Here is a 12,979-nt window from a genome sequence, read left to right as displayed (position 1 = left end):
TCTCATTTAGAATTTTTCAGGGGGGACGGTGCTTGAGTAATCGCGATCGTATATTCAGGGCGTATTTGGATGATCAGCGCCAGTCTTTGCAGGCGCCCTTGGCGTCGGTGCAGGCGTTTACCGAGTCTTTGTTGGAGCAGGATGCTATTTCGCAGTCGTCTGAATTAAAGGCCGATGTGAAAAAAATTGCGAAGGCCGCGGTGACGATGACGGAAATGTTGGCGTCTATATCTGGTTTTGCGCAAGATTCTCAAACCGAGCTTTCTCGTTTACGTCACGATTTACGCAATGCCATTGGTCTTGTCGATGGTTACGGCGATATGTTGCTTGAGGATTGTGATGACGAGGTGGCTGGCGACTATATTAGGCAGATTCGCCACCAGTCGCGTTTGTTTCAGGGGCGTTTAGAGCAATTTAACCTGGGTGATGACGGCAAGGTCGCATCAGACCCAATTGCGGCAATTTTCAAGAGTTTTAAGCGCGGTATTATCCGCGATGATCGCGAGCATATGGCCGCCAGCATTTTGGTGGTTGACGACAATGACAGTAGCCGTGATTTATTGGCCCATCAGTTGCAACGTCAAAATTATATGGTAATTGAGGCCGCCAGCGGCGCACGGTGTTTGGAGATTATGCGCAGCGCCGAGCCAGATTTGGTATTGCTGGATTTGGTGATGCCGGATATGAACGGCTATGAGGTATTACAGGTTATTCGCGCTGACGAGGCTCTACGCCGTATTCCGGTAGTGGTGGTCAGTGGAATGCAGGACGAGGAGGGCGCGGTGCGGTGCATTGACGCGGGCGCCAGCGATTACCTGCTTAAGCCCGTAAACGGCACATTGCTGCGAGCAAGGATTGGCGCCTCGTTAGAAGCGAAACGCTGGCGAGACCGCGAGCGGGAGTATCTTGCTGAGCTGGAAAAAAGTCAGCGCTTTATACGTAAGATTTTCGGGCGCTACCTGTCTGACGAGATCGTCCAGCGTTTGCTCGATGACAATGACGGCTTGCAATTGGGGGGCGAGCTGCGCCAAGTCACCATCTTAATGGCGGATATTCGTGGATTTTCTGCACTGAGCCAGCAGCTTGCCCCTGAGCAATGCGTGCAGTTATTAAATAACTATTTTGCGGCCATGACGGAGGTAATTCAGCGTTTTAGAGGAACGGTGGATGAGTTTGTTGGCGACGGAATACTCGTCATTTTTGGCGCGCCGTTAAGTGATAGCGACGATTGTGACCGCGCATTAGCTTGTGCTGTGGCAATGCAGTTGGCGGTTGAAACGGTAAATGAGCGCAACCGTGCCGATAATTTACCGGAAATTACGATTGGTATCGGCTTAAATACCGGCGATGTGGTGGCGGGCAATATTGGCTCTGAGCTGCGTTCTAAGTACGGTGTTGTTGGTCACAATGTGAATCTGACGGGACGAATCGAGTCCTGTACGGTGGGTGGGCAGATATTGGCGGCGCCAGCGACCATTGCCGCGTCAACGGTTCAGGTCTTGGCTGGACGCCGAATCAGCGTGTCACTGAAGGGCATGGGCGATGCAGTGATGTTGACTGAGGTGCTTGGCGTGGGGATACCCTATGACCTACTGCTGGAATCAGCGCCTGAAGAATGGCAGTCCTATAAGGAAAATATCAGCTTGACGCTTAGTGTTATGGCGGGAAAGAAAAATGGGGCAAAGCAGTTTAAGGTTGAGGTATGTGCCCGTGCCGGTGAGAGCCTGCGTGTTGTTAGCGCCGAGGTCTTGCCGGTGTTGGCCGATGTCAGTATTGAGGGATTTGAGGTGGCTTGTTACGCCAAAATTACCGAGCAGCTCTCGGGCAGGGAGTATGTTTTAACGCTGACCTCCGCAAATACGCAGCTGCGAAGCCTGCTGCAAATGAATAGTTCACGGGGGCGCTAATGCAAACAATATTGCTGGTCGAAGACAATGAGATGAACCGCGATATGCTTAGTCGCCGTTTAAAGCGCAAGGGTTACGAGGTGGTGCTAGCAGTGGACGGCCAACAGGGCATAGATATGTGTTTACAGAACCCGCCCGCATTAATGCTGTTAGATATGAGCTTACCGGTTAAAGATGGATGGCAGGTCGCAAGAGAAATGAAGGCGACCCCCGCTTTGCAGCATATTCCGATTATTGCCCTGACCGCCCATGCAATGGCTGATGACCGCCAGCGCGCCTTGTTGGCGGGCTGCGATGATTACGATACCAAGCCCGTTGATCTGCCAAGATTGCTCGGAAAAATTGCGCATTTGCTAGGTGCTGCTGAATGAGTTTTACCCGCCGCCTGACCTTATCTTTTGTCGCAATTTTGGTGTTGTCACTGGGAAGTGTGTTAATTCAAATATGGGGTAATGACACCCGTAGGCGCAATGTGTGGTTGCTTCAGCACGTGATACGAACGCAATCTGAGCTTAATGATTTTAGTCAGCGTATGTATAGCGCGCATCGCAAAATATTGGTGGTAGATGCACTGGCGGAGTCGGGTGCTCAAAACGGTGTGACAGCAGAAGAGCGCAGTGAATTGTTGGGTGGCATAGAAGCCCTTGCAGCATTAGAAGAAGAGTTGAGTGGCGATTTACAGGAGTACTTAGAAGAGGGCGGCTATGAGCCTTTGGAAGCCTCGCTTTTGCTTGAATATTGGCAGCAATTTCTACTTGGCAATGGCAGCCCTACAGGGGAGGAATTGCAGCGTGAATATGACGCGCTGAGTTCGCGTATTAGCGCGAATGAATGGTATTTATTGGCGCGCTCTGACGAAATCAATATGGGCTTGCGAGAGGTGGTGAGCAGAACCAATAAGGTCGCCTTAGGGGTGTTTTTATTGGCGCTTATTACGACGTTTGTGTTGGGTTACTACATGACCCGCTATACCCGCCGAGCAATTCGCCAACTACAGAAGGGCACTTCTGAGTGGGGTGGCGGGAATTTTGATTACAGCATAGGTGATATGGGGCATGACGAGTTTGGCCAATTGGCGAACTCCTTCAATGATATGGCCGCCAGTCTTCGTCAGGCGATGGGTCGGGTGCGGGAGGCGAGCCGTCGCGCAGATGCCGCTAATCAGGCCAAGAGTGGTTTTTTGGCAAATATGAGCCATGAGTTGCGCACGCCGATGAATGCCATTATCGGCTATTCCGAAATGCTGCTAGAAGAAATAGCCGAGGAAGAGCAGCTCTCAGTGAATGACTTGCAGCCCGACCTCGAAAAAATTCAATTGGCAGGCAAGCACCTGCTCACCTTGATTAATGATGTCTTGGATATCTCGAAAATAGAGTCCGGCCGCATGGCGGTTTATTGGGAAGATGTTGCCCTAGAGACAGTGCTGCGGGATGTGGAAATTACCGTGGCACCGCTGATGGAAAAAAATGGCAATACCTTGCGCTGTGAATTCAATTTGCAGAATGCACGTATTCGCACCGATGTCACCCGCCTACGGCAAATATTGCTCAATCTGCTCAGTAATGCCGCCAAATTTACCCGCGCTGGCGACGTGCATTTAACGGTGTCTGAGTTGGCCGAGGGGGGGCGAAATTATTTACTCGCAGAGGTGAAAGATACCGGTATTGGCATGAGCGAAGAACAGCTTGGACGGGTATTTGATGCTTTTGTGCAAGCTGATTTATCAACCACCAAACAATACGGCGGCTCTGGCTTGGGCTTAACGATTTCGCGAAAGTTTGCGGAATTATTGGGGGGTACTATTACCGCCAGTAGCGAGTTGGGGCTGGGTTCACGTTTTGAACTAAGACTGCCGATAGATGTGAGTGACAGCAAATTCGCTAATTTAGAGAAAAACGCCAGTGGCGACATTTTGGTGATCGATGACGATTTGGCGGCGCTAGATTTGAGCCACAGGGCGTTGAGTCGCGAAGGCTACCGCGTGCGCACGGCCTCATCCGGCGCAGAGGGTTTGGCAATGGCCAAGGAGCATCGCCCAGATCTGGTGGTGTTGGATGTCATGATGCCAGGCCTAGATGGTTGGCAGGTTTTACATAGTTTGCGTGGCGACGCGGTGTTGGGCAGTGTGCCGGTGTTAATGCTGTCGATGTTAAATGAGCATGATCTGGGCTTGTTACTAGGCGCAAGTGGCTATTTGGTTAAACCCGTAGAGAGTGCTGAATTAACAGCGGTGGTGAGGGACTTACTGCCGGCGACGGCGGTTGGAAATATGCTGTTGATTGAAGAGGGAGATATTCTCGCTCAGGTTATTGAGCAGTTGCCAGGGGCGGAACATTGGAAAATTTATCACACCGGCGATTTGGCGAGGGTGGCTGAATTGCTCACTGAACTTCCGTGGCAGTTGATTGTGATGGGGCCGCATAATGACAGCAGTCAAATAAGTCGTTTAGTTGCACATTTACGGACCGAACATTGGCGCACAGTACCGGTGTTAATGGCGCAGACCGAAGAGGAAATTCAAAGTCTGCGCGAACAGCTTGGGGCGTATTTGAATCGCGGTGCGTGAGCCGCAAGTAAATTTAATGCAGTGTGAGGCGTCGTAATTTTTCGATTGCGCGTTGCAGGGCAATGGTTTCGTTTATGAGCTTTTGCTCTCTCGCTTCTGTTTTTTCACGCAGATCAATTTCTTGGTTCAGCTTTAGCCTTTGGTCAAAACACATATTTAAGCTTAGCAGTAGCATATTTATGCTCGGTCTGTTTTGAGGCCAGCGCATGATGTGCTGGTATAGCCGGTCCATTGTTGCGGTAGCCAGCGGCAGACTAAAAAGTGGGCTGTCGTCGTATAAATAAACCAGTGTCAGACCCGCTAAAGCCTGTTGAATAGCGGCTTGATCTGAGCTAGCGCTAAGTATTGATTGGAAGTCAGCTTCAGCGGCCACAAATTGCCGTGACTCAAGTTGTTGCAGAGCTTGGCTAAGACTGGTGGTTTGGATGCTGGTATTGAATGTTGGCGGTGCGGGGCTGTCAGTGTTTGGCGGAGCAGATTGGCAGCCGCCAAGAAGGGCTGCTAATACAAGTGAAATGCTAGCGGTGCGTAGCAGTTGTGGAGCTTTAGCTAGCATCGTAATAATTCCATTGTCTAAGTGAGCTCCGAGCTTGCCTGCCAGTGTGTACTGGCGGGCAAGCTCGGTTTGTGGTGCTGTCGTTATTCGTCTAGGAAGCTGCGCAGATGATCTGAGCGGGTAGGATGGCGCAATTTGCGCAATGCCTTGGCTTCGATTTGACGAATACGTTCGCGGGTTACGTCGAACTGCTTGCCAACCTCTTCTAGCGTGTGGTCGGTGTTCATATCGATACCGAAACGCATACGCAGTACTTTCGCTTCGCGGGCAGTCAGTCCAGCCAACACGTCTTTGGTTGCTTCGCGCAGGCCTTCGCCGGTAGCAGACTCAATGGGTGACGAGATGGTGCTGTCTTCAATAAAGTCGCCCAAATGCGAATCTTCGTCGTCACCGATGGGGGTTTCCATCGAAATCGGCTCTTTGGCGATTTTCAGCACTTTGCGAACTTTGTCTTCTGGCATTTCCATGCGCTCGCCGAGTTCTTCTGGCGTGGGTTCGCGACCCATTTCCTGAAGCATTTGACGAGAGATACGATTCAGTTTGTTAATCGTTTCAATCATGTGTACCGGAATACGAATCGTGCGGGCTTGGTCCGCAATAGAGCGGGTAATGGCCTGACGTATCCACCATGTCGCATAAGTAGAGAACTTGTAACCGCGACGGTATTCAAACTTATCTACTGCTTTCATCAAACCGATATTGCCTTCCTGAATCAGATCGAGGAACTGCAAACCACGGTTGGTATATTTTTTCGCAATCGAGATAACCAGACGCAGGTTGGCCTCGACCATTTCTTTCTTGGCGCGACGGGCGCGGGCTTCACCGATAGACACGCGACGGTTGATTTCCTTTATGTCAGAAATCGTGAGGTCTTGGCGCTCTTCTATATAGGCAATTTTGTTTTGAATACGACGGATAATATCGCTGTAGTCGGCGAGCTTGGGGTGTTTCTTTAATAGCTCGTCAGCCCACTTCAAGTTCGCTTCATTGCCTTGGAAGCTGCGAATAAACTCTTTGCGATCGATCCCGACGTTTTTCACGCACACGGTCATGATCTCGCGCTCCATTGCGCGGATCGAGCTCAGCGTCGTGCGAACTTCTTCAATCAATGGGTCGAACATGCTCGGGGTAAGTTTGAAGTATTTGAACAACTCACCTAGGGCATTTAATTCTTTTGCGGTTTGTTTGCTATAGCGGCCGTGTTCGGCAATCGACTTTTCTACTTTGTCTGATTGCTTTTTCAGGGCGGCGAAGCGGATTTTTGCTTCTTCTGGATCTGGGCCAGAAACGGCTTCTTCATCGTCGTCGCTGGCTTCGGCAGCGGCGGCGGCCTGCGCCTGAGGTGACGGCACATTGTCGGCGGGATCTAAATAGCCGCTCATGATGTCGCCAAGGCGGCGCTCTTCAGTGGCAACTTTGTCGTACTCGGCTAATACGCCAGTAACAACACCGGGGTAGTAGGCCAGTGCGGCCATAACTTCGCGAATACCTTCTTCGATTCGCTTGGCAATGACAATCTCGCCTTCACGGGTCAGTAGCTCGACCGTGCCCATTTCGCGCATATACATACGCACTGGGTCGGTGGTGCGGCCAGTTTCCGTCTCTACTGCTGCAAGTGCTGCTGCAGCTTCGGCGGCGGCGATATCGTCTGGCGAATCGCTGCCAGCCATGATCAGGGTATCTTCATCAGGTGCGTGTTCAAACACCTGAATACCCATGTCATTGATCATTTGGATGATTTCTTCGACCTGATCCGGATCAGAAATGTCTTCCGGTAAGTGGTCGTTGACCTCAGAGTACGTTAGATAACCCTGCTCCTTGCCTTTGGCAATGAGTTGTTTGAGGCGCGATTGATGCTTTGAGTCACTCATTCTTTCAAATTACTCGTTAGGTGCAGGTTAAAAAATAGCCGCGAATTATACTCTATTTACCCCCCGTACGACCAGTAAATTCCGGACTTGTTCAGGGGCGCTTAGCTAATTCGTCTGTGGCCGGTGTGTCTGCGTGCTGCGATAAATTGTTGATACCACTGTTGTGGTGGCGGATCGCTGGTTTTACAAGCGATGCTTTTGCTTTAAAAGCTGCTGAATCGCTAATAATTGCTGTTTATCCGTCTCACTTAGTTCAGCGTAGTTCGCGCTGGCGGTTTTGTCGACTTCATTACCTTCCCTTAATTTATCTACGTGTTCGCGCAGGATTTGGGTCGATTTTTGCGCTTCTAAATACGCTAAGGTGTCGGCGAAGGCGGTTTCGGCCTTCTCGTCGCTTAATTCCGTGCCGAGCAGCTCAATGGTTTTGAGCGCTTCGGTCATCACCTCATATTCTGGCTGCCCATACCAGTGGCCGAGCAGCATGGCGGTACTGGATTCTGGGCGTTTTTTAAGTAGGGTGATGGTGTTGCTGAGAAGTGCGGCCGCTGGCGACGCCTCTACATCACCGACATTAGCGGTGCTGGTGGCGGCTGCGCGGGGGTTGTATAGCAACATCGCCAAGGCAAAAAGCAGCGGGTCGCGACGGGTTCCGGGTAGTTTTGCCGTCAGTTTCTGGGCGGTGTTGCGACGTTGCTCTGGCGCTGCTGGCTTTACTGCTTGATCTTCCACTGGAGCGGCTTCAGTGTCGTTTAGCAGTTGGTCGATAGATTGGCGGCTAAGTCCAGTACGTTCGGCTAGGGAGTCCAGCATAAGCTGGCGAAACACGCCGTCGGGTAAGAGCTTTAGTCGGGGCAGGGCTAATTTACTGAGTCGCGCTTTACCCTCCAGGGTGTCTGGATCGGTTTGTTCATGCAGAGATTCAAAAAAATAGCGCTCTAGTGGCGCAGCGCCAGCCAAAAGTTTTTGAAAGCCGGCGGCGCCGTCGCGGTTAACCACGCTATCTGGGTCATCGCCTTCGGGTAAAAATAAAAATCGGATTCGGCGGCCATCTTCCATTACCGGCAAGGCATTTTCTAATGCGCGCTCGGCGGCTTTGCGGCCGGCGGCGTCGCCGTCGAAACAGAATATAAGTTCGCTGGCATAGCGGAATGCGGTGCGTAAATGCTCGGTATTGCTGGCGGTGCCGAGGGTGGCGATGCCTGTCATGATGCCGTGCTGGGCCAGTGCGACGACATCCATATAGCCTTCAACCACCAGTAGTTGTTCTAGGTGGCGGTTGTTTTGGCGAGCTTGATACAGGCCGTAGAGTTCTTTGCCTTTGTGAAATATATCGGTTTCTGGCGAGTTTAAATATTTGGGTTTGTCGTCACCTAATACTCGACCACCAAAAGCGATCACGCGTCCGCGGTTGTCGCGGATGGGGAACATAATTCGGTCGCGAAAACGGTCGTAGAGTTTGCCGTCTTCTTTTTCGATAAGCATGCCAGCGTCGATCAGCTGTTGTTTGTGCTCGTCGGTGTCGCCAAAGGTTTTTAGCAAATTGTCCCAGCCGGGGGGCGCAAAACCGATATTGAAATCCCGAGCGATACGTCCGCTGAGGCCGCGCCGTTTTAAATAGTCGATGGCGCGCTGGGATTGTGGATCTACGCGGAGCTGCTTTTGGTAATAGGTCGAGACCTGCTCCATAAGATCGTAAATAGTTTTGCGGCGTTCTTGCTTTACCTGTTGCTGCGGGCTGAGTTCTTCGCGGGGAACCTCTAGTCCGGCGATGTGGGCAAGATTGTCTACTGCGCTTGGAAAATCTTGGCGCTCGTAGTCCATGATAAAGCCGACGGCATTGCCGCCTGCGCCGCATCCGAAGCAGTAGTAGAACTGTTTGTCTGGGTTAACGCTGAAAGAGGGCGTTTTTTCTTCGTGAAAGGGGCAGCGCGCACTGTAATTCTTGCCGGTTTTTTTGAGGGGAACGCGGCGATTTATAACATCAACAATATCGACTCGGGAGAGCAGCTCGTCGATAAAATATTGGGGGATACGTCCTTTTGCGGCCACGTTAGTGTTTCCGGAGCAGAAGTTGAGTGAGCGTATCAGCTGATGTTAGTCCTAGCAATTGCCTTGGCAGTGCTAAGCCAGTAGTGCCTTAATTTTTTGACTCACGGCGCCCATGTCGGCACGGCCCTGAACCTTGGGCTTGAGTACGGCGACTACTTTGCCCATATCTTTTACCGCTTCAGCGCCGCTGCTGGCAATGGCTTCTTTAATGAGGCCTTCCAGTTCGTCGTCGCTCAAGGGGGTGGGCATATAAGATTGGATAACGCTCATTTCAAAGCGTTCTTGCTCGGCCAGCTCTTCACGGCCAGCATTTTCATACTGGCTGATCGAATCGCGGCGTTGCTTGCACATTTTGTCGAGTATGGCGAGCACGCGTGCATCGTCTAATTCGATGCGCTCGTCGACTTCTATGCGTTTTATCTCGGCGAGTATGAGTCGCACGGCATTCAATGTCGCTTTCTCTTTGGCTCGCATCGCGGTTTTCATCGCGTCTGTGAGTGTTTGTTTCAGCGTTTGATCTGCCATGGCTCGCAGAGATTCCTATATAAGGAGGGTGTAGCTAAAGCGCAAAGTGCTGCTAAGAACTCGCTAATTCGAGATCTTAGTAAAGGCGCTGCTGCTTTTTGTTGTCGCGTGATACTTTTTTAGCGTGACGCTTAACAGCGGCTGCTGCTTGGCGCTTACGAACAGAAGTTGGCTTTTCGTAGAATTCACGACGACGAACTTCCGCTAATACGCCTGCTTTCTCGCAAGAACGCTTAAAACGGCGTAGGGCGATATCAAATGGTTCGTTTTCTTTGAGTTTGACTGAAGGCATTCGTTAAACCTGTCCTAATCAATGTGCAAAATTTGCTGTTTGCACCGCAAAATTGAAAGCGGCACTCCAAGGGCGCTGAATTCTATACTCTGTTGTGGCAAAAAGCAAAGCCATTAAGGCGATAACTGGTGTGAATCCTGTTGAGCCAGTATCATGCGCGCTCAATTAGTGTGGGATGTCGGAAAGTGCGTGTTTTAGGACTGGAAACCTCCTGTGACGAAACAGGTGTGGCGATATACGATTCTGAGCAAGGTTTGCTTGCTGAAGCTTTATATAGCCAGATTGCGCTGCATGCAGAGTTTGGTGGTGTAGTGCCCGAATTGGCGTCGCGAGACCATGTGCGCAAACTGCTGCCCTTGGTGCGCGAAGTCTTAGACAAGGCTGGAATGCGTGGCGAGCAATTAGATGGCGTAGCCTTTACCAATGGCCCCGGTTTGGCGGGGGCCTTAATGGTGGGCGCTTGCGCCGGTCGGGCAATGGCCTACGGTTGGGGGATTCCCGCAGTGGCGGTGCACCATATGGAGGGGCATTTACTGGCGCCGATGCTGGAAGAGAATGCACCGAGCTTTCCCTTTGTCGCCCTGCTGGTGTCCGGGGGGCATACCCAGCTTGTGCGTGTTGATGGTATTGGTCAGTATCAAATTTTAGGTGAGTCACTGGATGACGCAGCCGGCGAGGCATTTGATAAAGCCGCAAAAATGCTCGATTTAGGCTATCCCGGTGGGCCGCAGGTCGCTAAGGCCGCAGAGCGAGGAACAGTCGGCAAATACACTTTTCCTAGGCCGATGGTGAATCGCCCGGGTTTGGATTTTAGTTTTAGCGGTTTGAAAACCTTTACCCTAAATACCGTGGCCGCAAGCCGTGAGGCGGGCACCTATAATGCTCAGGATCAGGCAGATATTGCCGCCGCCTTTCAAGAGGCGGTGGTCGATACGCTGGTCATTAAATGTACCCGAGCGCTTATACAAGAGAATTTAAGCACCTTGGTTATGGCGGGGGGAGTCAGTGCGAATAAGGTTTTGCGTGAACGCTTGGCGCAAAAATTAGCCAAAACCGGCGGCAAGGTGTTTTATCCGCGGCCAGAATTTTGCACAGATAATGGGGCGATGATCGCCTATGCGGGGCACTGTCGTTTGCTGGCAGGGCAGCACGAGGATCTTGGTGTTGCAATACGGCCCCGTTGGCCGATGACTGAATTAAGCTCAGTCTGATTTACTAATCGTCGGGCAAAGGGCCGTTTATGGATATTGTGTATATACGTGGTTTGCGGGTCGATACAGTCATCGGCATTTACGACTTTGAGCGTGCGCATCGCCAGAGCTTGGTGCTGGATTTGGAATTGGGCACCGATATTCGTCCTGCGGCGGCGGGGGATGATATTAGTCTCACCTTAAATTATAAGGCTGTTACCGAAACGGTTGAGCGCTTTGTAAAAGACAGCGATTTTGCCTTGGTTGAAACACTGGCGCAGCGCTGTGCAGAAATGATTATGAGCGAATTCAATGTGCCGTGGTTGCGGCTGAGTTTGAGCAAGCCGGGGGCGATGCGCCAGGCTAGCGACGTAGGTATTATTATTGAGCGTGGTCAGCGCTGATTATGGCCGAGGTTTTTTTGAGCTTAGGCAGTAATACCGCCCGCTATAAACACATGACTATTGCGCTCGATACCCTCACTCAATTATACGGTTCATTGAGTCTGTCGCGGGTGTATGAAAGCGAGTCGGTGGGGTTTCGCGGCACCTTGTTTTTAAATATGGCGGTGAGTTTTTCCACTGATCTTCCCTTGGCTGATTTAGCTGCCCAGTTGCGGGACATTGAATTAAGCAATGGCCGCTTGGCGGATGCGCCTAAATTTAGCCCCCGTACCCTCGATATTGATATTTTAAGTTATGGTGAGCTTACGGGCTGCCACGCCGGAATAGAATTGCCGCGGGATGAGGTCCTATACAATGCCTTTGTATTATTGCCGCTCAGTGAAATAGCACCGGATCATCGCCACCCCATCGCTGGTCGCAGCTATCGCGATTTATGGCAGGCTTATGAGTCGGATCAGAAGTTGTGGCCGGTGCCGTTTCGGTGGCAGGGCCGTGATATTTCTCAGTGCTAGCGATTATTCGCCGCACTCCATTTCTTTTAATCGTTTTAGACGCTCCGTGCGCATCGCCTGACCTAGGGCTGGGCCTTTAAATCCCTGTGCTATTAAATCGGCAGCTTGAACTTCTCGTAGTTCCGCAGCGGCGTTTTGCAAAAGCCCTAGGCGTTTTTCATTCGGTAAAAGCAATGTTGCGGCCGTGACGAAGGCGTCGAGTAATGGCGGGCGTCGTGTGTAATCAAACTGTTCGAGCAAACTTAGCCATTCCTCGGCCTTGCTTAGCGGCGGCAGGGGAATATTCGCTGCGCAGCGCTCAGCAAGCCATGCAGCGCTATTGCTGGCGCGCAATTCGTTACACAGGGTTTTGCATTGCTCTATATTTAAGTCGCTGCAGCTGATGGCAAAGCGGACGTCGGCATCGGCACCTGCTTTAGCGGCGTTGTTTAAACTGTCTAAAACAGTGTTATTCAGCGCCCTAGGCCAGAGTGGAAACAGCGCGTGTAAGGCGCGGCAGTCGAGTAAAACACTAAAAAAAACAGCGGGAGATTTTTCGTTTAAGGCCTTGGATAATTCCACCCAAATACGCTCGGCGGCGATGGTAGCCAGCTCGCCGTTGTCACTCATCTTGCGCATTAATTCTTGGGTTTCGTCGGCGACCTTAAAGCCTAGGTGGGCGTAGCGCGCGGCGAAACGCGCCACTCGCAAAATTCGCAGCGGGTCTTCGCTAAAGGCCGGTGACACATGACGAAGTAGGCGACTATTGAGATCTTGCATGCCGCCGTAGGGATCGATGATATCGCCCTTGGTATCCTCCGCCATCGCGTTGATAGTTAGGTCGCGACGACTTAGGTCTTCTTCTAAAGTGATGTCTGGGCTGAAGTCACAGATAAAACCGTGATAGCCGGCACCGGATTTTCGCTCAGTGCGCGCAAGGGCGTATTCTTCCTTGGTCTTGGGGTGTAAAAAAACCGGGAAATCTTTACCAACCTGCTGAAAACCCTGCTCGAGTAAATCCTTAGGGCGTGCACCCACCACCACCCAGTCCCGCTCATGAAAGGGATAGCCTAATAATTTGTCGCGCACGGCGCCGCCGACGAGGTAGGTTTTCATGGTGCAGGGTTC

12 protein-coding genes are annotated in these 12,979 nt (G+C 51.6%); 6 read left to right on the top strand and 6 right to left on the bottom strand.

Features of this window, described 5'->3' with window-relative positions; all coding sequences use genetic code 11:
• Positions 1-32 precede the first annotated feature (32 nt).
• Genes C0068_RS01895 through C0068_RS01885 form a run of 3 tightly spaced genes read left to right on the top strand, consistent with a single transcriptional unit; the run spans position 33 to position 4,473 of the window.
• A complete protein-coding gene (locus C0068_RS01895; protein ID WP_146047822.1) occupies positions 33-1,907 on the top strand; it encodes a response regulator in 1,875 nt (624 codons plus the stop codon).
• The gene (locus C0068_RS01890; protein WP_103682802.1) at positions 1,907-2,278 is read left to right on the top strand and encodes a response regulator; all 372 of its coding nucleotides are present in this window, start codon (positions 1,907-1,909) and stop codon (positions 2,276-2,278) included. Before C0068_RS01895 ends, C0068_RS01890 begins: the two co-directional genes overlap by 1 nt.
• Positions 2,275-4,473, top strand: coding sequence for an ATP-binding protein (locus C0068_RS01885; RefSeq protein ID WP_103682801.1), 2,199 nt, complete (start codon positions 2,275-2,277; stop codon positions 4,471-4,473). The genes C0068_RS01890 and C0068_RS01885 overlap by 4 nt, the downstream gene beginning before the upstream one ends.
• 13 nt (positions 4,474-4,486) lie before the next feature.
• Here the strand turns inward: C0068_RS01885 and C0068_RS01880 are convergent, their stop codons facing one another.
• From C0068_RS01880 to rpsU, 5 genes are all read right to left on the bottom strand, one after another.
• On the bottom strand, positions 4,487-5,029 hold the full coding sequence (locus C0068_RS01880; RefSeq protein ID WP_103682800.1) for a hypothetical protein: 543 nt from the start codon (positions 5,027-5,029) through the stop codon (positions 4,487-4,489).
• Positions 5,030-5,112: 83 nt separating this feature from the next.
• A complete protein-coding gene (gene rpoD, locus C0068_RS01875; RefSeq protein ID WP_103682799.1) occupies positions 5,113-6,900 on the bottom strand; it encodes an RNA polymerase sigma factor RpoD in 1,788 nt (595 codons plus the stop codon).
• A gap of 183 nt (positions 6,901-7,083) precedes the next feature.
• Complete coding sequence (dnaG, locus tag C0068_RS01870; RefSeq protein ID WP_103682798.1) at positions 7,084-8,949, bottom strand: DNA primase; 1,866 nt, start codon at positions 8,947-8,949, stop codon at positions 7,084-7,086.
• A 72-nt stretch (positions 8,950-9,021) separates the two neighbouring features.
• On the bottom strand, positions 9,022-9,474 hold the full coding sequence (locus tag C0068_RS01865; protein ID WP_103682797.1) for a GatB/YqeY domain-containing protein: 453 nt from the start codon (positions 9,472-9,474) through the stop codon (positions 9,022-9,024).
• A gap of 76 nt (positions 9,475-9,550) precedes the next feature.
• A complete protein-coding gene (rpsU, locus tag C0068_RS01860) occupies positions 9,551-9,766 on the bottom strand; it encodes a 30S ribosomal protein S21 (protein WP_103682796.1) in 216 nt (71 codons plus the stop codon).
• A 185-nt stretch (positions 9,767-9,951) separates the two neighbouring features.
• Here rpsU and tsaD point away from each other — a divergent pair, with 185 nt between their 5' ends.
• From tsaD to folK, 3 genes are read left to right on the top strand one after another with little or no spacing between them, the layout of a single operon-like run.
• Positions 9,952-10,977, top strand: a complete 1,026-nt coding sequence (gene tsaD, locus C0068_RS01855) for a tRNA (adenosine(37)-N6)-threonylcarbamoyltransferase complex transferase subunit TsaD (RefSeq protein ID WP_103682795.1) — start codon at positions 9,952-9,954, stop codon at positions 10,975-10,977.
• Between the two features lie 29 nt (positions 10,978-11,006).
• On the top strand, positions 11,007-11,360 hold the full coding sequence (folB, locus tag C0068_RS01850; RefSeq protein WP_103682794.1) for a dihydroneopterin aldolase: 354 nt from the start codon (positions 11,007-11,009) through the stop codon (positions 11,358-11,360).
• Between the two features lie 2 nt (positions 11,361-11,362).
• Positions 11,363-11,872 carry a 2-amino-4-hydroxy-6-hydroxymethyldihydropteridine diphosphokinase gene (folK, locus tag C0068_RS01845; protein WP_103682793.1) on the top strand — a complete coding sequence of 170 codons (510 nt, stop codon included), beginning with the start codon at positions 11,363-11,365 and terminating at the stop codon, positions 11,870-11,872.
• A gap of 3 nt (positions 11,873-11,875) precedes the next feature.
• Here folK and C0068_RS19765 read toward each other — a convergent pair whose 3' ends face one another.
• The gene (locus C0068_RS19765) at positions 11,876-12,967 is read right to left on the bottom strand and encodes a tRNA nucleotidyltransferase/poly(A) polymerase-related protein (protein ID WP_103682792.1); all 1,092 of its coding nucleotides are present in this window, start codon (positions 12,965-12,967) and stop codon (positions 11,876-11,878) included.
• Between the last annotated feature and the right edge of the window lie 12 nt (positions 12,968-12,979).

The sequence above is a fragment of the Zhongshania marina genome (assembly GCF_002915595.1).
GTDB lineage: Bacteria > Pseudomonadota > Gammaproteobacteria > Pseudomonadales > Spongiibacteraceae > Spongiibacter > Spongiibacter marinus_B.
Note: the sequence above shows the minus strand (reverse complement) of the source record. Positions and strands in the feature narration are given on the sequence as shown.

Coding starts and splice junctions, on each gene's coding strand:
- C0068_RS01890 (WP_103682802.1), top strand. CDS start 1,907: ATGCAAACAATATTGCTGGTCGAAGACAATGAGATGAACCGCGATATG.
- C0068_RS01885 (WP_103682801.1), top strand. CDS start 2,275: ATGAGTTTTACCCGCCGCCTGACCTTATCTTTTGTCGCAATTTTGGTG.
- C0068_RS01880 (WP_103682800.1), bottom strand. CDS start 5,029: ATGCTAGCTAAAGCTCCACAACTGCTACGCACCGCTAGCATTTCACTT.
- rpoD (WP_103682799.1), bottom strand. CDS start 6,900: ATGAGTGACTCAAAGCATCAATCGCGCCTCAAACAACTCATTGCCAAA.
- C0068_RS01865 (WP_103682797.1), bottom strand. CDS start 9,474: ATGGCAGATCAAACGCTGAAACAAACACTCACAGACGCGATGAAAACC.
- rpsU (WP_103682796.1), bottom strand. CDS start 9,766: ATGCCTTCAGTCAAACTCAAAGAAAACGAACCATTTGATATCGCCCTA.
- folB (WP_103682794.1), top strand. CDS start 11,007: ATGGATATTGTGTATATACGTGGTTTGCGGGTCGATACAGTCATCGGC.
- folK (WP_103682793.1), top strand. CDS start 11,363: ATGGCCGAGGTTTTTTTGAGCTTAGGCAGTAATACCGCCCGCTATAAA.
- C0068_RS19765 (WP_103682792.1), bottom strand. CDS start 12,967: ATGAAAACCTACCTCGTCGGCGGCGCCGTGCGCGACAAATTATTAGGC.